This is a genomic window from Pantoea latae, assembly GCF_002077695.1.
GTDB classification, from domain to species: Bacteria; Pseudomonadota; Gammaproteobacteria; order Enterobacterales; family Enterobacteriaceae; genus Pantoea; species Pantoea latae.
Genome location: NZ_MWUE01000035.1, coordinates 1 through 18,400 on the forward strand (window position 1 = coordinate 1; position 18,400 = coordinate 18,400).

16 protein-coding genes are annotated in these 18,400 nt (G+C 64.0%); 7 read left to right on the top strand and 9 right to left on the bottom strand.

What is annotated here, in order from left to right; all coding sequences use genetic code 11:
* Positions 1–231 precede the first annotated feature (231 nt).
* The 4 genes from B2J69_RS21620 to B2J69_RS21635 form a co-directional block, all read right to left on the bottom strand.
* The gene (locus B2J69_RS21620; protein ID WP_081142270.1) at positions 232–1,344 is read right to left on the bottom strand and encodes an NAD(P)/FAD-dependent oxidoreductase; all 1,113 of its coding nucleotides are present in this window, start codon (positions 1,342–1,344) and stop codon (positions 232–234) included.
* Positions 1,345–1,381: 37 nt separating this feature from the next.
* Entirely contained in the window at positions 1,382–2,155 is a 774-nt protein-coding gene (locus tag B2J69_RS21625; RefSeq protein ID WP_081142272.1) for an amino acid ABC transporter ATP-binding protein, read from the bottom strand.
* Positions 2,152–2,964 carry an amino acid ABC transporter permease gene (locus B2J69_RS21630; protein WP_081142274.1) on the bottom strand — a complete coding sequence of 271 codons (813 nt, stop codon included), beginning with the start codon at positions 2,962–2,964 and terminating at the stop codon, positions 2,152–2,154. Before B2J69_RS21630 ends, B2J69_RS21625 begins: the two co-directional genes overlap by 4 nt.
* A 72-nt stretch (positions 2,965–3,036) precedes the next feature.
* Entirely contained in the window at positions 3,037–3,849 is an 813-nt protein-coding gene (locus tag B2J69_RS21635; protein WP_081142276.1) for an ABC transporter substrate-binding protein, read from the bottom strand.
* A gap of 195 nt (positions 3,850–4,044) precedes the next feature.
* Here B2J69_RS21635 and B2J69_RS21640 point away from each other — a divergent pair, with 195 nt between their 5' ends.
* Positions 4,045–5,115, top strand: coding sequence for a LacI family DNA-binding transcriptional regulator (locus tag B2J69_RS21640; RefSeq protein ID WP_081142278.1), 1,071 nt, complete (start codon positions 4,045–4,047; stop codon positions 5,113–5,115).
* Here B2J69_RS21640 and pdxR read toward each other — a convergent pair.
* Positions 5,109–6,572, bottom strand: coding sequence for a MocR-like pyridoxine biosynthesis transcription factor PdxR (gene pdxR, locus B2J69_RS21645; RefSeq protein WP_081142327.1), 1,464 nt, complete (start codon positions 6,570–6,572; stop codon positions 5,109–5,111). The two genes, B2J69_RS21640 and pdxR, sit on opposite strands and share 7 nt — an antisense overlap.
* 78 nt (positions 6,573–6,650) lie before the next feature.
* On the opposite strand from pdxR, the gene B2J69_RS21650 reads away from it, so the two are divergent.
* Positions 6,651–7,361 carry a GNAT family N-acetyltransferase gene (locus tag B2J69_RS21650; protein ID WP_081142280.1) on the top strand — a complete coding sequence of 237 codons (711 nt, stop codon included), beginning with the start codon at positions 6,651–6,653 and terminating at the stop codon, positions 7,359–7,361.
* On the opposite strand, the gene opgB is transcribed toward B2J69_RS21650, so the two are convergent.
* A complete protein-coding gene (opgB, locus tag B2J69_RS21655; RefSeq protein ID WP_081142282.1) occupies positions 7,358–9,649 on the bottom strand; it encodes a phosphatidylglycerol--membrane-oligosaccharide glycerophosphotransferase in 2,292 nt (763 codons plus the stop codon). The genes B2J69_RS21650 and opgB overlap by 4 nt on opposite strands.
* A gap of 198 nt (positions 9,650–9,847) precedes the next feature.
* Positions 9,848–10,237, bottom strand: coding sequence for a tautomerase family protein (locus tag B2J69_RS21660; RefSeq protein WP_081142284.1), 390 nt, complete (start codon positions 10,235–10,237; stop codon positions 9,848–9,850).
* A 120-nt stretch (positions 10,238–10,357) separates the two neighbouring features.
* Here B2J69_RS21660 and B2J69_RS21665 point away from each other — a divergent pair, with 120 nt between their 5' ends.
* Entirely contained in the window at positions 10,358–11,278 is a 921-nt protein-coding gene (locus B2J69_RS21665) for a LysR family transcriptional regulator (RefSeq protein WP_081142286.1), read from the top strand.
* On the opposite strand, the gene B2J69_RS21670 is transcribed toward B2J69_RS21665, so the two are convergent.
* Positions 11,252–12,271 (bottom strand): glycosyltransferase family 32 protein, encoded by a 1,020-nt coding sequence (locus B2J69_RS21670; RefSeq protein ID WP_081142288.1) that lies wholly within the window; start codon positions 12,269–12,271, stop codon positions 11,252–11,254. The genes B2J69_RS21665 and B2J69_RS21670 overlap by 27 nt on opposite strands.
* A gap of 429 nt (positions 12,272–12,700) precedes the next feature.
* Between B2J69_RS21670 and B2J69_RS21675 the strand changes: the two genes are divergently transcribed.
* Positions 12,701–13,654 (top strand): beta-propeller fold lactonase family protein, encoded by a 954-nt coding sequence (locus B2J69_RS21675; protein WP_081142290.1) that lies wholly within the window; start codon positions 12,701–12,703, stop codon positions 13,652–13,654.
* Here B2J69_RS21675 and B2J69_RS21680 read toward each other — a convergent pair.
* Positions 13,647–14,201, bottom strand: coding sequence for a histidine phosphatase family protein (locus B2J69_RS21680; protein WP_081142292.1), 555 nt, complete (start codon positions 14,199–14,201; stop codon positions 13,647–13,649). The genes B2J69_RS21675 and B2J69_RS21680 overlap by 8 nt on opposite strands.
* Before the next feature lie 576 nt (positions 14,202–14,777).
* On the opposite strand from B2J69_RS21680, the gene B2J69_RS21685 reads away from it, so the two are divergent.
* The 3 genes from B2J69_RS21685 to B2J69_RS21695 all read left to right on the top strand — a co-directional run bounded on the left by B2J69_RS21685 (position 14,778) and on the right by B2J69_RS21695 (position 18,263).
* Positions 14,778–16,166 carry an MFS transporter gene (locus B2J69_RS21685; protein ID WP_081142294.1) on the top strand — a complete coding sequence of 463 codons (1,389 nt, stop codon included), beginning with the start codon at positions 14,778–14,780 and terminating at the stop codon, positions 16,164–16,166.
* A 124-nt stretch (positions 16,167–16,290) separates the two neighbouring features.
* The gene (locus B2J69_RS21690) at positions 16,291–17,280 is read left to right on the top strand and encodes a LacI family DNA-binding transcriptional regulator (RefSeq protein WP_081142329.1); all 990 of its coding nucleotides are present in this window, start codon (positions 16,291–16,293) and stop codon (positions 17,278–17,280) included.
* Positions 17,277–18,263: a nucleoside hydrolase gene (locus tag B2J69_RS21695; protein ID WP_081142296.1), complete on the top strand. Its 987-nt coding sequence runs from the start codon at positions 17,277–17,279 to the stop codon at positions 18,261–18,263. The genes B2J69_RS21690 and B2J69_RS21695 overlap by 4 nt, the downstream gene beginning before the upstream one ends.
* Positions 18,264–18,400: the final 137 nt, after the last annotated feature.

Below are 18,400 nucleotides of genomic sequence, written 5' to 3' on the forward strand. Positions count from 1 at the left end.
CGGTCGCAGGGATGCGACAGGCAGTTCGGGTAGGCCTGGATGGCCGTACCCGAACGGTCCGGCTGGCACGACGTTGCAGCCGAAGGCACCGCGCAGCGGCGCGAGGACGGCCCGGCAGCAAAGCAGGTGCGGTGGCCCGCACCAGCATGCTCATGCATAAATGAAAAGGCCGCCATTTAGAGAAAATAGCGGCCCTGACTGACAAGCAGCCGGTCACGCGACCGGCTTTTTTTATGCAAAACGTCCCGGCCGAAAGCTTGCCAGCATCGGCTGCTGCTCGCCCGTTACCATCTCCTCCGCCAGCAGCTCACCCACAATCAGCGCCAGCGTGGCGCCGGAGTGGGTAAAGGCGACAAAGCAGCCCGGCACGCTCTCCAGCTCACCCAGCACCGGCTCGCCGTCGCCGGGGATCGGTTTTAACCCCAGCTTCCAGCTGGCGGCGCGCAGCGGCTCGCCTTTGATCAGCCGGCTCGCTTCGGCGGCAAGCTGCGCCACCACGCCTTCATCGATGCTGTAGCTGCCGTCGGCCTGCCGCTGAATATCCTCTTCATACCAGTCGTGGTCGAGTGCAAAGGTGTTGCCCGGATTAGGACGCACGGCCGCGCGCGGCGTGTTCAGCACCGCCTTCAGCCCCTGCGCGCCCGGTTCGGTGATCACCAGCATCGACACCGGCGAGCCGTTGGGGATGTTGACGCCGAGCGGCGCGACCACGTCGGGCGTGGCCGGGCCGCAGGCGACCAGCACCGCGTCGGCGCGCAGGCTATCGCCGCTCGCCAACCTGACGCCGCTGACGCGTTCTCCGTCGCGCAGCACCGCGCATTTGCCTGCATGTTCGACAATCTCGCCGCCCAGCGCGCGCAGCTGCTGCGCCAGATGCGCCACCAGGTGCGGCAAACTGACCCAGCCCTCGCCGGGGTTGAAGATCGCCTCCTGCGCCAGCGCCGCATCTTCAACCTGCGCATCGGCCTGCGCCAGGCTGCTGCGCGTCACCAGCTGCGAGTCGTAGCCGTGCGCCTTCTCATAAGCATGACGCGCGCGCGTGCCGCTCAGGTCATCCGCCGCCCAGAACAGGCCGCCGTCGAAGCGCAGCCAGTCGCGCGTCGGATCGGCGGCGAACAGCGTGCGGTAGCGATCGATGCCCGCCATGCGCAGCGCGTGATAGGGCAGCGCGCGCTCGCCCGCCGAGTTAAGCCAGGAGAGCGAGCGGCCGGAGGCGCCGGAGCAAAGTTCCGCCTCGGTCACCAGCGTCACCGCCGCGCCGCGTTTTGCCAGCTGTAGCGCGCTGGAGACGCCGAGCGCGCCGCCGCCGAGCACCACAACGCGACGGATAGGTTCAAATGCCATGATTCAATTCCTTGTTCAGTTCTTAAAAGAGAAGGGCTTACAGCACTTCCGACAGAAAACGTTGCAGGCGCGGCGACTGCGGCGCGTCGAACAGCTGGGCGGGCGGACCCGCTTCGACAATCTCGCCTTCGTCCATAAACACCACCTGATCGGCGACCTTGCGCGCGAAGCCCATCTCATGGGTCACCACCACCATAGTCATGCCGCGCCGACAGAGATCGGCCATCAGCGTCAGTACCCCTTTCACCAGCTCGGGATCGAGCGCTGACGTCGCCTCGTCAAACAGCATCACCTCGGGATCCATCGCCAGCGCGCGGGCAATCGCCACGCGCTGCTGCTGGCCGCCGGAGAGATCGCGCGGGCGGTGATCGGCGCGCTGGCCGAGTCCCACCTCGTCGAGCCGCTGGCGCGCAATCGCCATCGCCTGCGCCTTTGGCAGGCCTTTCACCTTCCAGGGCGCCAGCGCCACGTTCTCCAGCGCGCTGTGGTCGGGAAACAGGTTGAAGTGCTGAAACACCATGCCGATGCGCAGCCGCAGGGCGTCGGGTTTGTCTTTCAATACCGAGCGTCCCGCCAGCAGCACATCGCCCGATTTCGGCTCATGCAGGCGGTTGATGCCGCGCAGCAGCGTCGACTTGCCGGAGCCGGACGGCCCGATAATGCAGGTGGTGGTGCCGGGCGCAATGCGCAGCGACACGCCGCGCAGCACGTCAATCGGCCCATAGGCCAGCGACAGATCGCGCAGCTCCAGGCTCGACCCTTTCCAGCTCGCCGCAGCGGGCGGCTCGCTCAGTTTCATTGCAACGCTCATGATTGCCCCCGATTGCCGGTTAAGGGTTGTGCGGCCAGCGCGCCTTCGGGGCGCTTTAGCACTTCTTCGACCTCTTTCAGGCCGCTCTGCGGCGCGGTAAGCCGCCGACGACCGGTGCGATAGCGCACGTCGATAACGTTTACCGCGTGGGTCAGCGGCACGGTGATGATCAGGTAGAACAGCCCGGCCAGCATCAGCGGCGACAGGTTGCCGGTGAGCACCGCCGCGTCCTGACCGACGCGAAACAGCTCGCGCTGGCCGGTCATCAGGCCGAGCAGATAGACCAGCGAGGAGTCTTTGATGATGGCGATAAACTGGTTAACGATAGCGGGCAGCACGCGGCGGATGCCCTGCGGGATCACCACCTGGCGCATGGCGCGGCCGTAGCTCATGCCCAGCGCGCGGCACGCCTCCATCTGCCCGCGCTCTACGCTCTGAATGCCGGCGCGGAAAATCTCGCCCATATAGGCGCTGGCGATCAGGCTGAGGGCGAAGATGCCGAGCGGATAGGGCGTCGGGCCGAACAGCTGGTAGCTGAAGCGCGCCAGGCCCTGGCCAATCAGCAGAATGGTCAGAATCGACGGCAGGCCGCGAAACAGGTCGGTATAGAGCCGCGCGGGCAGCCGCAGCCAGCGCGACGGGGAGATGCCCATCAGCGCCAGCAGCAGGCCCAGCAGCGTGCCGAGCAGCGTGGCGGCGAGCGAGATGATCAGGGTATTAACCAGACCGGTCGCCAGCAGCTGCGGCAGGACTTCCTTCATTGAGGCGAAGTCAAAGAAGGTGCGGGAAAGCATTGTCAGAAGATCCATCGCCGTACTCCACAGGTACGCGTGACGGGCGCGCCGTCACCGGTAGAAAGCTGAACGCTCAGCGCTCACGCATCATTTGCCGCCAGGCAGATACTGCTCTGGCATCGGCGAGCCGGGAAACCACTTCTGATAGAGCTGTTTCCAGGTGCCGTCCTGCATGGCAGCCTTGATGGCGCTGTCGAGCGCGGCCTTGAACGCCGGTTTGTTTTTGGCGATGGCGACGCCCGCCGGGGCGTCGAACGACGGAATATCGGCGGCGGAGATCAGCTTGAAGCGCGCCGCGTAGCTTTTGGCGGCCTCGTAGTCGAGGAACACCGCGTCCAGCGTGCCGTTGTTCAGTGCTGAGACGGCGGCGTTATTGTCGGGAAAGCGCACCACGTCGGTCTGGGTAAAGTGCTGCACCGCATAGCTCTCCTGCAGCGTGCCCTGAATCACCCCGAGGCGATGCTTCGCCAGCGTCTCGACGTTCTTCACGCCGCTGTCGCTGCGCGTCAGCACCGTCAGGTAGCCCGCCAGATAGCCGGTGGAGAAATCCACCGTCTTCTCGCGCGCCGGGGTAATGCCGATGGCGGCGACGGCGGCGTCAAACTGGCCGTTGGCGACGGCGGGCAGGATGGCGGAGAAATCCTGTCCGACGAAATCCACCTGATCGATGCCCATGCGGTGCGCCACGTTTTTAAAGAACTCCACGTCAAAGCCGGTGAACTGGCCGCTGGCGTCGGTGAAGGTATAGGGTTTGGAGTCGCCCACGCTGGCGATGCGCAGATGGCCCGGCTCCAGCAGGCCGTAGGGATTGTCGCTGCTGGCCGCCAGCGTGCTGAACGACAGTGAACAGAGTGCGATTGCGGCGCCGCACAGGGCGCTCAGGTGAATTGGCGATTTCATAGCTCATCCGTTTTTGCAGGTTAAACATCAGAGACGGTTGAGCCGGTAATAATAGTATTGTGAGACCGGTCTCAACGCAGGTAGCGACAAGAGAACAGTTGTTGTGAGACCGGTCTCAAGGCGATACAATGAGTTTAAGCACAGCCTTTTTTCGACGTCAATCTCTCTGTCATCAACCTGTGATTCGAATTAATTATGACCAACCAGAAAGCACGCATTAAAGCGCCTACCGTCGCCGACGTCGCCCGGGCGGCCAGCGTATCGAAAGCGCAGGCGGCGAGGGCGCTCGGCGGCTACGGCGCCGTCAGTGAAGAGGTCCAGACGCGAGTCAACCAGGCGGCGGCGGCGCTCGGCTACCGGCCCAACGAGGTGGCGCGCACCATGAACACCGGGCGCTCCAACACCATCGGCGTAATCGTCGGCGATATCGAGAACCCGCACTTCGGGCTGGCGCTGCGCGGCATGGCCGACGTGGCGCGTCAGGCGGGCTTTCATCTGCTGCTGGGCAACAGCGACGAGAAGTTGCAGGCTGAACAGGATGCGGTGCGCGTGATGCTGGAGAAGCGAGTCGACGGCATTATCGTCGCGCCCAGCCACTCGGCGCGCGAAAAAAATGGTCATCTGCTGCAGGTGCTGGAAGAGGGACGTGCGCTCAGGCTGTTCGATCGCGCGGTTATCGGCCTCGATGTCGAGGCGATCTGCTGCGATTTCACCGCCGTGGCGCGCGAGGCGACGCAGCAACTGCTGGCGGCTGGGCACGAGCGCATCGCCTATATCACCAGCATGGAGCTGGCGGGCGCCTACCGCGACGCCTCGGACTTTGGCCTGACGCCGGTGGCGCAGCGCGTTGGCGGCATGATGGACGCGTTTGCAGCGGCCGGTCGAGCGTACGACACCTCGCTGATCCAGGCCAACGCCAGCGACGACGCGCAGATCGCGCGCATTGTCGAGGCGCTGTGGCAGCGCGCCGCGCCGCCCACCGCGCTGATCGCCTCCGACAGCCTGGTCGCCATGTCGCTGCTGCGCGCCGTGGCGCAGCGCGGGCTGCGCATCCCGCAGGATGTTTCGTTCATCATGTACGACAACTTTCCCTGGAGCGAAATCGTCGCGCCGCCGCTGACGGTGGTGGCGCAGCCGGTCTATGAGATGGGCCGCGAGGCGGCGCGCCGCCTGATTGCCGACATTCGCGGCGAGGCCGCCGGCCCGCTGCCCCTCTTTAGCGCCGAACTGGTGATGCGGCATTCTGTCGCCGCACCGGCTCAGTAGCGGCCCGCCAGCAGCCGACCAATCTGTCGCGCGCCCGCCTGCAGCTGCGCGTTGCTGGTGTTGCCGTAGCCCAGCACCAGCCCGCGCAGCGGCGCGTCGCCCGCGCAGTAGCCGGAGAGCGCGGCGGGCGCGTAGCCCGCCTGCCACAGGCGCGCCGCCAGCGCCGCGTCGTCGATCTCGTCTGCCAGCCGCAGCACCAGATGCATGCCGCACTCGCCGCCCAGCAGCGCAACCTGCGCGCCCAGCGTTTCCTGCAGCGCCTGGCGCAGCGTCTGCTGCCGCTGGCGGTAGAGCCGACGCATCTTGCTGAGATGCCGCGTAAAGTCGCCGCTGGCGATAAAGGCGGCCAGCGCCTGCTGCTCCAGCCGGTTGCCGCCGCGCAGCAGCTCGTGCAGCGCCGGGCGCAGAGAGGCCGCCAGCGTCGCGGGCAGCACCATAAAGCCGAGCCGCAGCGCCGGAAACAGCGTTTTGCTGAAGGAGCCGATATAGATCACCGGCGCGCCGGGCGTCATGCCCTGCATCGCGCCGATCGGCTCGCCGACGTAGCGGAAGTCGCCGTCGTAGTCATCCTCGATGATCCACGCCTGATGCGCCTGCGCCTTGGCGAGCAGCGCCAGCCGGCGCGCCGCGCTCATCACCGCGCCGGTCGGGTACTGATGGGTCGGCGAGCAGTAGATCAGTCGCGGCGCGGCGTGCTGCCATAGCCGGGCGTCGGGCGCTAACCCCTGCGCATCCACCGCTACCGGCTGCACGCGCAGATTACCGGCCAGCATGGCGGCCTTCGCGCCACGATAGCCGGGATCCTCTACCCAGCCGACGTCGCCGGGGTTGCTGAGCAGGGTGACGCAGAGCGACAGCGCCTGCTGCGCGCCCTCGGTGATGACAATTTGCTGCGGCTGGCAGCGCACGCCGCGCGTCAGGCTGAGATGCTGCGCCAGCGCCGCGCGCAGCGCCATCTCGCCCAGCGGATCGCCGTAGCCCAGCAGGCGCTGCGGCGTGTCGTTCAGCACCCGGTTAAGGGCGCGTCGCCAGGCGGCGAAGGGAAAGTGCGTCAGCGCTGGCACGCCCGCGCGCAGCGGCATCTCTTCGCGGCTGTAGCGATGGCTGGAGTGTAGCAGCGCCACGCGGTCCGCCACCGGCGCTTCGCTGCTGACGTCAGCGGCGGCCGAGGCGGGCAGCGCAATCGGGCTGACGCGGCTGCCCTGACGATCGCTGATCAGATAGCCCTCTGCCTGCAGCTGCGTCCAGGCGTTGATCACCGTGTTGCGCGACACCTGCAGATCCTGCGCCAGCTGGCGCGTCGCGGGCAGGCGCGTGCCCGCCGGCAGCTGACCCGCCAGAATGGCGCGCTTGATGCGCTGGCAGAGCTGCTGCTGCAGGGTGTCGCCGCCGTTCAGGACGAGCGGCGCGGCAAGCAGCGTAGAGGTCGAACCTTTATCAGGCACAGGTGGATCCATCATTTTCACAGGTTGTGGAGCTTTTTAGCCTACCAGAAAAGCGGCACGCTTGGGCTGACCACCACAAGGAGAGAGAGTATGTCGCACACCACCAATGAATTTGGCCAGCCGGTCGGCCAGCCGTTAACCGACTGGCAGCCGCGTCCGCTGCCGCAGCGCGAAACCCTGGCGGGCCGCTACTGTCGGCTGGAGCCGCTGAGCGTGGCGCAGCACGGCGACGACCTGCGCGCCGCCTATGCGCTGGCGCCGGATGGCCGCGACTGGACCTATCTGTTCGCCGGTCCCTTTGCCGATGAAGCGGAGTGGCTCAGCTATGCGCAGAAAATGGAAAGCAGCCAGGATCCGCTGCATTTCGCGGTGATCGACGTTGAGAGTGGACGCGCCGCAGGCACGCTGGCGCTGATGCGCATCGCGCCCGAGCACGGCGTGATCGAAGTGGGGCACGTCGCCTTTTCACCACTGCTGAAGCGCACGCGGCAGGCGACCGAGGCGCATTTTCTGCTGATGCGCTACGCATTTGAACAGCTTGGCTATCGCCGCTACGAGTGGAAGTGCGACAGCCTGAACGCGCCCTCGCGCCGAGCCGCCGCCCGGCTCGGCTTTCAGTATGAGGGCGAATTCCGGCAGGCGATCGTCTACCGCGGCCGCACGCGCGATACGCACTGGTTCTCGATCATCGACAGCGAGTGGCCGCGCGTGAAGCAGGGCTTCACGCGCTGGCTGGCGGCGGAAAACTTCACCGCCGACGGCCAGCAGCGGCAGACGCTGGAGGCGCTGCGGCAGGGCTAGCTCTGCGGCACGATTTTGATATCCACCATGCCGATGCCGAGCCGACGCGGATCCTGGCCGGTAATATTGCCCAGATTGCTTTGCTGCGGCTCCGGCGGCGCGATGGTCAGGGTATGCTCGCCCGTGGTGTTGGTGAAGTGCAGGGTGGTGGTAGAGAGTTCCTCACCCAGCGTCAGCGCCTGCTGCTGATCGCCGACGCGCACCGGAATCGGGCGGTGCGCGTTAGGCCCAAAGGCGCGCGCGGTGATCACCACGTCAAAGCGCGCCGGCAGCGGATCGGTATACTCAATGCTGACTTCTGGCGCCAGGTTGGCGTTGGACCAGCGGCCCCAGTTCTCCCAGCGCGAGATGCCGCTAAAGCGCTTCACGCTGCTCGGCGCGCCCGGCACCGCAAATATAAAGCGGTCGGCGTCGTAGCGGATGTCGTTATCCTCGACGCGCAGCAGCGTCTCATTGCGCTGGTAGGCCGCCGCGCTCTGCTTCGCCTGTGGGAAGCGCGCCTGGCCCTTCCACTGCGCCTTATCGACGCGCGTCACGCTCGGCTGGCCGCCCAGCTGCCCCATCGCCACGCAGAAGTCGGTAGAGAGCGCCAGCTCAGGCTGCCACAGCCGCGCCATACGGAAGCAGCGATCGACCCAGACGAACTTTTCGCTGGCGGTGAAGTCCGCCAGCTGGTAGCGCAGCGGCGCGGCGTATTCCCCTTCCGGCAGCGGCTCGACATGGCTGTCGGCGACGCGGAACAGGATCGGCAGCCGGAAGGTGGCGCCCGAGAAGCTAAAGCTGTTTTTCGCCGTATCGATCACGAAATCGTCGAGCTTTTTCGGGAAGTTCCACAGCTGAATGATATCCGCCTTCCAGCGGCTGATATGGCTCTGAAAATCGCTAAACTGTCCCGCCAGCGTCGGGCCAGCCAGGCTGCTGCGCCCGAGGCCGATCGCTTTATCGCCGCCGAGAATATCGAGCACCGTCGCGCCGTTGTCCAGCGTGCTGCGCGGCTGGTCGATCACCTCCGCCTGCGGCCGATCGCCGCGGATCACCATAAAAAGATCGCGACGCGGCTGCTTGATCAAATAGGGATGGGCGGTGTTGTTCATCGCCAGATGATCCGAGGTCACCACAATCACGGTGTTTTTAAACCAGGGCGAGGCTTTAATGCGGGCGATCAGCCGCGCCACATGCTCCTGCGAACAGGTGACCGCGCTGAACGACTGGTTGGGTTTGCCGTCGTAGCTGTAGCTTTTGCGCTGGCAGCTGCGCGAGATAAAACCGTCGGGATGGTGCGTGTCCACCGTCAGGGTAAACAGCGCGAAGCGCTTCTGCTGGCGCGACAGCGCCTCGTACTGCTCAAATACCGCGTCCATCACCGTATCGTCGTAGTAGCCCCAGTTGTTGCGGTAGGCGGGGTCGGCGACGCGATCTTTTAGCTCCTGCGATCCCACCATATTGGCAGAGGCGAAGCCGTGCGATTTGAGGAAAACGTCTTTGCCGGCGAAGCGCAGATCCGCGCCCTGAATAAACCAGTTCTCATAGCCGGAATTTTTCAGAATATCGCCGAGGCAGACGTTCTGCGGATAGAAGCTGGAGAGCGAGGCGGAGGCGTTGCCGTCGAAAGGGGCGAACAGCGGAATGCCGCACTGCGACGCCACCATGCCCGCGATGGTGTAGTCGGTGCCGGGCAGCTGCAGGGTGTCACTGAAATCCAGGCTCTGCGCCTTTTCCCGGCCCAGCTCCGGCGTCAGGCCGGGGAAAACCTGGTCGTCAAAATAGGTGCGCTCAAGGCTTTCGCCATAGATATAGACCAGGTTGAGATGAGGATTGTTAATGACCTTTTGCGGCACTCTGTAGTAGTTGTCGAAGTCGGAATCGGCCAGCCGGGTGTGCGACGCCACCAGGCTGGCAACCTGACGAAACGCCGGCGTGGTCTGCACCGATCCGGCGGCGCAGGCCACCGCCAGCAGGCTCCAGCCGAGATGGTGCGGCCGATCGTGGCGGCGCAGCAGCCAGCTGAGCAGGCAGATCAGCAAAAAGAGCAGCAGCAGCAGCCCGAGGCCGGGCACCACATATTTGCTGACGCCCGCGCCGGTCAGGCTGTTGGTCAGGGTGTAGAGCACCGCGTCGTTGATGCCGTCGCCGGTGAAGTAGTTGCTGGCGTAGAGCGTGGCGTTAAGCAGCACAAACAGCACCAGCAGCAGCAGCACGAAAGCGAACCAGAGCTTATTGCGTCCGGCTTTCCACGAGTAAACGGCAATGGCGGCCAGAAACAGCGCCACCGAGACAAATTCGGACAACGTCAAATCCTCTCTTGAAGTGAGTGAGCGCATCCTGCGCAGCCCGCATGGAGTAAGGGTGATTGGCGTCAATCTATAATGGCTGTCATAGCGCTGCAACATATGCAGCCCGAATTGTGCAGTGGGTAATCTTTCAGGAAAAAAAGAGGCACGACAGCCGGCTGGCCGTCGTGGCAAAGCGGGAAAAAGCGCGCGAAATCAAAGCCGGCCGGTAAGGTATTGCGCTTCGCCGTCGGCAAAGCTCCAGTCCCCTTTGTCGTTGGTGATAAAGCTGATCATCAGATCCTGGCCCTGCACGCCGCTGCTTTCGCGCAGCTCGCGCGCCAGCTCCGCCATAAAGCGCTGCTTCTGCTCGGCGCTGCGCGGGCTGGTGTAGACGCGCACCATCACCAGATTATCGCTGCGGGTGAAGCCGAGGCCGGTGTCCTGAAACACCATTTGATACGCCTTGTTTTCGTGAACAATCTGATAGCGGTCGCGCGGCGGCACCTGAAAGGCGGTAAGCACCGCACGGTGCGCGGCATCCAGCAGCGTGCGCAGTTCAGACTCTGAACGGCCCTGAATGACATCAAATTGCAGTAGCGGCATGATTCTTTCTCCTCTGGAAGGGGTAATTTACGTATGCTGATGCCTCTATCCTGGCGCGTCGGCGGAGAAAGAAAAAGCGCGCCTGCTGAAATGATTATTCAATATAGCGAACAATAAACCATGAAAGCAGTGAAAACGGATGCGCTCTGGAACCATCTGCACTGGCTGCTGGTGCTGGCGGAGCAGGGCAGTTTTACCCGCGCGGCGGAGCGGCTTGAGGTCAGCAAGGCGGCGATGAGCCAGAAGATCAAAGAGCTGGAGAGCGCGGCGGGCGTGGCGCTGGTGCAGCGCACCACGCGCAGCGTGCGGCTGACGTCGGCGGGTGAGAAGCTGGTGGAGGAGCTGCGCGATCCCTTTGCGCGCATCGAGCAGAGCTTTTTCGGCGTGCGCGACACCGCCGGGCCAGTGCGCGGCCTGGTCAGGGTGACCGCGCCGGTGGCGTTCGCGCGCCAGCAGCTGGTGCCCATCGTCGGGGATTTTCTGCGCGCATATCCGCAGATTCGGCTGCAGCTGGAGGTGACGGATCGCATCGTCTCGCTCGGCAGCGAAGGGTTCGACCTGGCGATCCGCCACAGCAGCGCGCTGCCGGAAACCCACGTCGCGCTGCCGCTGTGCGACACGCGCACGCTGCTGGTCGCCTCGCCGGACTATCTTGCGAGGCACGGCGCGCCGCAGTCGCCTGCCGATCTGGCGCAGCACAACTGCCTTTACTATCCGCGCGGCGTGGAAACTCCGCGCTGGCGCTTCGCCGAGGCGGCGCAGGGCGAGCGGGTAGAGGTGCGGATTCAGGGCAGCTTCGCCACCAACAACAGCGAATCGATACGCGACGCGGCGCTACAGGGACTGGGCATCGCCATGCTGCCGGACTTCAGCGCGCGCGACGCGCTCGCCTGCGGCGCGCTGCGCCAGGTGCTGCCGGAGTGGCGCGCCGTTGACGCGTTCGCGGACAGGCTGTGGATCGTCCGGCCCTACGCGGCGCAGGTGCCGCGCGCGGTGACGACCCTGACGCACTGGCTACGCGCGCGCTTTGTCGGCGCCTGAGGGCAGCGCCAGCGCCGGACGCGACGGCGCTTGCATCATTTCGCCCAGCAGGCTGGCGCGGTTATAGAGGCCGATGCGCAGGTTAAAGTCGAGGTGCAGCCGTTCGTCGCCGCCGAGCCGGATCACCGGCGGCGGGGTTTGCGGCCGCTGATGAAACAGCACGGAGCGGGCGAACGCGTCGCTGTTGCCCGCGTGCAGCTGCTGATAAAACCAGGCGTTGGCTTCCGCCTTGCGCAAATGGAGATTGACGCGGCGATACTCTTTGACCGCCACCTGCTGCGCCAGCGACAGCAGCGCCTGCGCCGGGTGATGAATTTTCTGCACGATAAGCGGATAGTCGTCGCGCTTCTTCAGCTCGTGAATATAGTTCTGCGCGCCGAGATTTTTAATTGGCGCCAGCTGTTTCAGCCACTCACGAATAAAGGCGTTGCCCGGCGCGGCGGCGATAAACCAGCTTTCGATAACCGGCGAGAGGAAATTAAGCGTGCTGCTCTCGCGGTAGTAGCCAATAACGTCCATCGGCTTATCCTGCTGAACCTGATGCACCCAGTCGAGCTTCTCGAATAACAGCGTGCCGCAGTCGATACCGATGCCGCCGAAGCGGTGCAGCAGCTCCAGCCGAATAATGTCGCTTTTCTGCGCCGAGGTCAGGTCGGCAGAAATAAACTGCAGATCCGGCAGCCACTGCGCCAGCGTGCTCTGCGTCACCAGATGCAGCGAATGATCGGGGTTGTCCTGACGCAGCTGGTTGATATTGAGGCGCAGAGAGGGCGGCAGCGGATCGTCAAGCCAGACCATCCAGATGGTTTTCGGGATCGCGGCAGGCGCCTTCTCGGTGGACAGGATCACCAGGTTCTCCTCCTGGCTGGCGTCATATTCCGGCGCGGTCAGCGCGCTGTGCTTTTTCTTCTGCCACAGCATTTGGCTGCTGAAGGAGACGCGTTTCCAGTTGCGCCAGAGGGTATGGGCAGGGTGTTGACGGTGTTGATTCATGATGCACCTGTTATTGTGATTATTGCCGCGGAGTGTGTCCCTGGTGAGGCGCAGCGCAGAAAGCGCGATGGTTTCCTCACGACTCTGTATAAATTCTCTTCACCGATTTAATAAAGCATTATTTATAGGCGCGCTACGACTTTTGCTGAATTTCAGATAATCCGGAAAGCGGCAGGCCGCTTTGTCAGTTATCGCGCTGCCGCTCGCCTTATATTTACCGCGCGTTGATAAGGGTGAAAATAAATAAAGCCGCTAAGGAAAGTCCGAACTCTTTTATATTCGCCTCCGCTGCGCCGCCGGCTGGCAAATTATCTCTGCGCGCATTGCCTTTATTTGCGCTGTTTAGCCGCACTGATGTGTTGCGGCGGCGTGGTGGCCTGACGGCGGTTGTCTACGCTTAAGAGAGGCTTACTGAGAAAAGGAGGCGCCATGTCACAACCAACCCACGGGCTGCTGGCGGTCGATAAGCAGGGCAACCGCGTGCTGTTTCTCAATCCCGAGACCTTCGCCGTCGAGCGCGAGCTTAATGCGCTGCCGCCGCGCCCGCACGAGTTGCTGATGCTGCCGGCCTGGGGCAAGGCTTATGTGCCCATCTACGGCGACGGCATTCACGGCGACAATCCCCATCCCGGCCATAAAATAGCGATTATCGATCTGGCGACGCGCGAAATTAGCGGCTTTATCGATCTCTCGCCGCTGCGCGCGCCGCACAGCGGTCAGCTGGGGCGCGACGGCAAGGTCTATCTCTGCTGCGAAAACAGCGCGGCGGTGGCGGTGATCGATCCGGCGAGCGATCGCGTGGAGAAAACCATTCCCATTCCGTCCCATAATGCGCATCGCCTGACGCTGTCGCCCAGCGGACGCAAGCTGTTTACCGACAATGAAGAGGACGCCAGCATTACCGTGGTGGATCTGTGCGAGGCGGAAGGGCGCGTGATCGACACCATTCTGCTGCCTGGTCCGATCGCTGGCATCGCAGCGTCGCCGAAGCATCCCTATCTGGTGGCCAGCGCGGCGGATGCGCCGCACCTCTACGTGATCGATCGTCAGAGCCATCGCGTGCGCCAGCGGCTGGCGCTGCCGGGCCATAAAGCGTCGTGTCAGGTGGTGCGCTTTAGCGCGGACGGCGAGCGGCTGGTGGCGATAGGCGACGGCGAGCCGGTGATCACCCTGTTCGACGATCTGCTTAATCCGCTGGGGGATATTGCGGTGGGCAATCAGCCGATGGACGGCTGCTTTAGCCCCGACAACCGGCAGCTGCTGATCGCCAACGAGGGCGACGGCACGCTGAGCGTGATCGATCTGGCGCAGGGCAAAGCGATCGCCACGCCGCGCGTCGGCACCGGCTGCGAGGTGCTGAGCTATTTCGCGCTCGCTAGATAAAAGGGCGGTGATAGATTGCTGAACTCCAGTGGCGGCTGCTGGCATGTTTTTCCGCCTGCCAGCCGCACTTGCGCAGTTCGCGCGCGATCATTTTGTTCATCAGGCCGTGGCCGAGCAGCAGCACGGTGCCGCGTTCTGATAGCGTAATCAGCCGGTCGGCGGCGCGCGCGGCGCGCTGACGCGCCCGCACCAGCGACTCGCTTTCGCCGGCGTAGCCGCACAGCCACATCAGGCGCAGCAGCATCAGCCAGAGCAGCGGCGGCAGCGCGAGGCGTTCCGAGGCGATAAGCGGCACCGACACTTCGCTAAACAGCGCGTCGACCTCAGTGGGCTGCAGTCCGAGGCGCGTCAGCGAGGAGTGCGCGCGCGGCAGCGGGCTGCAGACAATCACCGACGCCTGCTGGGCGATAGCGCGGCTCCGGTCGGGCGGCATATCACACACCAGCGCCATATCGTACGCCTCGCACCATTCCGCCAGTCCCTGGGCGCTGAGTCGGCCGCGCGCGTGATGGTCGGGCTTGCCGTGTCGCATCAAGATAATCGTCATTCGCTCTCCTGTTTCGCTCTCTGCTGAGCTTAACGCAAAGCGGCGCATGGATAAAATTCGCCGTTATCTGCTGTTAAAAGCATCGTTGTCATCTGCTGGTCATGATTTCAGGCGATAACACTGTGCGCAGGGCACAGAGCGGTTGCTGAAGGGTATTATTAAGGGAAAGTGTTAGGTGTCAAATGACACCGATTACCTTATGCTCGCCTTTTTGTGATTAAGTCTATGTATTTAAATAGGTATTTATGAAATCGTTTTTTGTTGCTGTCGGATTTATGATCGATAAGGCTAAATTTACTTGATTTATCTACGCGCGTAGATAAACTGGCGCTCAGTGATTACTCGCGGTGGATGATGCGAGAACGGCCCAGAAGGTTTAGTCCTTCGCCTGCTTGACGCGACCGGTGATCAACATCGGCAGAGAGCGGCGAAGATAGAGATCCTGACACCAGGGAATCCTTTACTGACCGCAGCATGGGTTAGCCAACCGGTACCTCGCCACCCGGGGAGTTCTGATGACTATCAGGGAATCGTCCCACGGAAGGGCGTTTACGATCGCTAAAACAGGGAAATAGTATGACGGCACACCACTCCGTTAAGGGCGCTTCTACGCGCCTGCACTCCGCCGCCGATGAGCGGCTGGCCACCTCTTCCGGGCGCAAAGATTTCTGGCGCGCCACCTTATCCTGCTGGCTGGGCACGGCAATGGAGTACGCGGACTTCGCGCTCTACGGCCTGGCCGCTGGCATCATCTTCGGCGACGTTTTCTTTCCGCAGGCCACGCCCGCGATGGCGCTGCTCTCCAGCTTCGCTACCTGGTCGGTCGGCTTTATCGCCCGTCCCATCGGCGCGGTGCTGTTCGGCTGGATCGGCGACCGCAAAGGCCGAAAGGTGGTGATGGTGATCACCATTATTCTGATGGGCGCCTCGACCACCCTTATCGGCTTTATCCCCAGCTACGCCACTATCGGCGTCTGGGCGCCCGCCTGTCTGGTGCTGCTGCGCTTTACCCAGGGGCTGGGCGCGGGCGCGGAACTTTCTGGCGGCACGGTGATGCTCGGCGAGTATGCGCCGGTCGAACGGCGCGGGCTGGTCTCCTCGGTAATCGCCTTAGGCTCCAACAGCGGCACGCTGCTCGCCGCGCTGGTCTGGCTGGCGGTGGTGCAGATGGATCAGCAGAGCCTGCTCGCCTGGGGCTGGCGTATTCCCTTTCTCAGCAGCGTGCTGATTGCGCTGGCGGCGCTGTGGATCCGTCGCCACCTGCGCGAAACCCCCGTGTTCGAACGCAGAAAGCAGGAGCTGGAGGCGGAGCGCGCTGAAGCGCGCCACGCGCCGGCCGTTACCGACACGCGCGGATTCTGGACCCGCACCCGTGCCTTCTGGACGATGGTGGGGCTGCGCATCGGTGAAAACGGCCCTTCCTATCTGGCGCAGGGTTTTATGGTCGGCTACGTGGCGAAGGTGCTGATGGTGGATAAATCGGTGCCGACCACGGCGGTGTTTATCGCCTCGGTGCTCGGGTTTGCGGTGATCCCGCTGGCGGGCTGGCTGTCAGACCGTTTTGGCCGCCGTATCACCTATCGTGGATTTTGCCTGCTGCTGATGTTCTACGCCTGGCCCGCCTTTTCACTGCTCGACAGCCGCGAGCCGATGATTGTGATCCCGGTGATTGTGGTCGGCATGGCGCTGGCCTCGCTCGGCATCTACGGCGTGCAGGCCGCCTGGGGCGTCGAGATGTTCGGCGTCAGGCATCGTTATACCAAGATGGCGGTGGCGAAAGAGCTGGGTTCGATTCTGTCGGGCGGCACCGCGCCGCTGCTGGCGGCGGCGATGCTCTCCTGGAGCGGACACTGGTGGCCGATTGCGGTCTACTTCTCCGCCATGGCGGCCATCGGTTTTCTGACCACCTTTGTCGCGCCCGAAACGCGAGGGCGCGACCTTAACCTGCCGGAAGACGCCATCTAGTGCGGCGTTGCTTTTCAGGCACGCATGAGCAGGCCGTGATGATTCACGGCCTGCTCTGTTTACATCGGGAGCGAACAGCTTGAAACAGCCGTCAGGCAAAGTGACGCGTAGCGACGTGGCGAAAATGGCCGGCACCTCGGTTGCCGTGGTGAGCTACGTTATCAACAACGGTCCGCGCCCGGTCGCCGAGGCGACGCGGCAGCGCGTGCTGGACGCCATCCGGCTGAGCGGCTATCGCCCCAACGGCGTGGCGCGCGCGCTGGCCATGGGCAGCACCAAAACCTATGGCCTGATCGTCCCCAATATCGGCAATCCCTTTGTCGCCTCGATGGCGCACGTCCTGCTGCAGGAGTCGCTTAATCACGGTCATGTGATGCTGCTCGGCGACGCGGGCGACGACAGACGGCGCGAGCTGGAGCTGATCCACGGGCTGCTTAATCGTCAGGTCGACGGCCTGTTTTACAACAGCGTCGATCGCCATCCCTATATCGACGTGATTCAGGCCAGCAATACCCCGTTTGTGATGCTGGACCGCGTCGAGCCGCAGCCCGGCGTCAGCATGCTGCGCGTCGACGAGCGCCAGGCGGCGTTTCAGGTGACGGCGCATCTGCTCGAGCACGGCTATCGCCAGGTCGGCATCATCAGCGGCCCGCTGGAGATGCTCAACGCGCAGGATCGTATTCAGGGCTGGCGCGACGCCCTGACGGCGCACAAGGTGCCGGTCGATGAGGCGCTGATCTTCCCGGCCAGCTATTCACGGCAGGGCGGTTACGAGGCGGCGCAGCGGATGCTGGCCGGCGCGGGCGCGCCGCGCGCGCTGTTCGCCAGCAACGAAGGGCAGGCGCTCGGCGCCATCCGCGCCTTCGCCGAGCAGGGTATTCGCGTGCCGCAGGATGTGGCGCTGGTCTGCTTCAACGGCACCGATCAGTCCGCCTTTCACGTGCCGACCTTAACCACCGTGCGCCAGCCGCTGCAGGATATGGCGCGCTGCGCCATCGCCATGCTGCAAAACTGGGACGGCGAGGCGAAGCTGCATGAATTTCCCCACTACCTTGAAATTGGCGAATCCTGCGGCTGCCTGCCGCAGGCCAAACAGAACGCGACGACGATATGAAAAGAGTGATTATTGACTGCGATCCGGGTAACGGTATCGCCGGGGCCAACACCGACGACGGGCTGGCGATTGCGCTGGCGCTCGCCTCGCCGGCGCTGTCGGTGGAGCTGATCACCACGGTAGCGGGCAACACGCCGAGCGACGTCGGCGCACAGGTGGCGAAAGATCTGCTGGTGCGCCTTGGCTCGGCGCTCCCGGTGGTGCAGGGCGCGACGCAGGCGCTGAAAGAAGATCACGCGCCCTGGCGCGCGGCGCTCGATCGGCGCGTGCGGCAGCTCGATATGCTCGACCTCTGGCAGGGCGTGCGCGCGCCTGCGCCGATAGCGGTGGATGGCGATGATGCGGCTGACGCCATCGGTCGGCTGGTGTGCGACCATCCCGGCGAAATCACGCTGGTGGCGATCGGCCCGCTGACTAATGTGGCGCTCGCGCTGCAGCGCTATCCGGCGATGGCGGAAGCGGTGGCGGAGATTGTGATTATGGGCGGGGTGTTCGCGCTCGACGACTACATCAAAGACACCAACTTTGGCCTCGATCCCGAGGCGGCGCATCAGGTGCTGCACAGCGGCGCGGCGATAACGCTGGTGCCGATGGATGTCACCACTCAGACGCTGCTCACCCATCAGGATCTGTCGCGCCTTACCGCTCGCGATCATCCGCTCTGCCATTTTGTGCGCGACACGCTGCGCCCGTGGATCGACTACTCTATCCGCACGCGCCACCTGCCGGGCAGCTGGATCCATGACGTGCTGGTGGTCGCCTGGCTGCTCAATCAGCGCGTGGCGAGCGGCACCGACTACCGGGTGGATATCGAACTGCGTCCCGGCCCGACGCGCGGCAAGAGCTGGCGCTATCGCACCCCGCTGCGCGTCGACGTCGGCATCCCCGCCGACTGCGGTGCGCTGGTGCACGTGCTGCACCACGTCGACAACGGCCTGCTGCTGGAGATCATCGAACAGGCGCTAACGTCGCTCGAGCGTTGATAAGCCTGCGACACGCGCCGATACCCTTAGTTACATCCTGACGTCAGGGATGCCAGCATTTGAACGCGTCTGCCTTCAGCAAGATGCTATAAACAAAACGTTAACAATTTCGTAACCGTTTCGGCGGTTACGCCTCT

Bases quoted from the DNA above. Each gene is read 5' to 3' on its own strand.
- B2J69_RS21650 (WP_081142280.1), top strand. From the start codon at position 6,651: ATGTCGCACACCACCAATGAATTTGGCCAGCCGGTCGGCCAGCCGTTA.
- B2J69_RS21690 (WP_081142329.1), top strand. From the start codon at position 16,291: ATGGCCGGCACCTCGGTTGCCGTGGTGAGCTACGTTATCAACAACGGT.
- B2J69_RS21675 (WP_081142290.1), top strand. From the start codon at position 12,701: ATGTCACAACCAACCCACGGGCTGCTGGCGGTCGATAAGCAGGGCAAC.
- B2J69_RS21665 (WP_081142286.1), top strand. From the start codon at position 10,358: ATGAAAGCAGTGAAAACGGATGCGCTCTGGAACCATCTGCACTGGCTG.
- B2J69_RS21695 (WP_081142296.1), top strand. From the start codon at position 17,277: ATGAAAAGAGTGATTATTGACTGCGATCCGGGTAACGGTATCGCCGGG.
- B2J69_RS21640 (WP_081142278.1), top strand. From the start codon at position 4,045: ATGACCAACCAGAAAGCACGCATTAAAGCGCCTACCGTCGCCGACGTC.
- B2J69_RS21680 (WP_081142292.1), bottom strand. From the start codon at position 14,201: ATGACGATTATCTTGATGCGACACGGCAAGCCCGACCATCACGCGCGC.
- B2J69_RS21660 (WP_081142284.1), bottom strand. From the start codon at position 10,237: ATGCCGCTACTGCAATTTGATGTCATTCAGGGCCGTTCAGAGTCTGAA.
- B2J69_RS21635 (WP_081142276.1), bottom strand. From the start codon at position 3,849: ATGAAATCGCCAATTCACCTGAGCGCCCTGTGCGGCGCCGCAATCGCA.
- B2J69_RS21670 (WP_081142288.1), bottom strand. From the start codon at position 12,271: ATGAATCAACACCGTCAACACCCTGCCCATACCCTCTGGCGCAACTGG.
- B2J69_RS21630 (WP_081142274.1), bottom strand. From the start codon at position 2,964: ATGGATCTTCTGACAATGCTTTCCCGCACCTTCTTTGACTTCGCCTCA.
- B2J69_RS21620 (WP_081142270.1), bottom strand. From the start codon at position 1,344: ATGGCATTTGAACCTATCCGTCGCGTTGTGGTGCTCGGCGGCGGCGCG.
- B2J69_RS21685 (WP_081142294.1), top strand. From the start codon at position 14,778: ATGACGGCACACCACTCCGTTAAGGGCGCTTCTACGCGCCTGCACTCC.
- B2J69_RS21625 (WP_081142272.1), bottom strand. From the start codon at position 2,155: ATGAGCGTTGCAATGAAACTGAGCGAGCCGCCCGCTGCGGCGAGCTGG.
- pdxR (WP_081142327.1), bottom strand. From the start codon at position 6,572: ATGGATCCACCTGTGCCTGATAAAGGTTCGACCTCTACGCTGCTTGCC.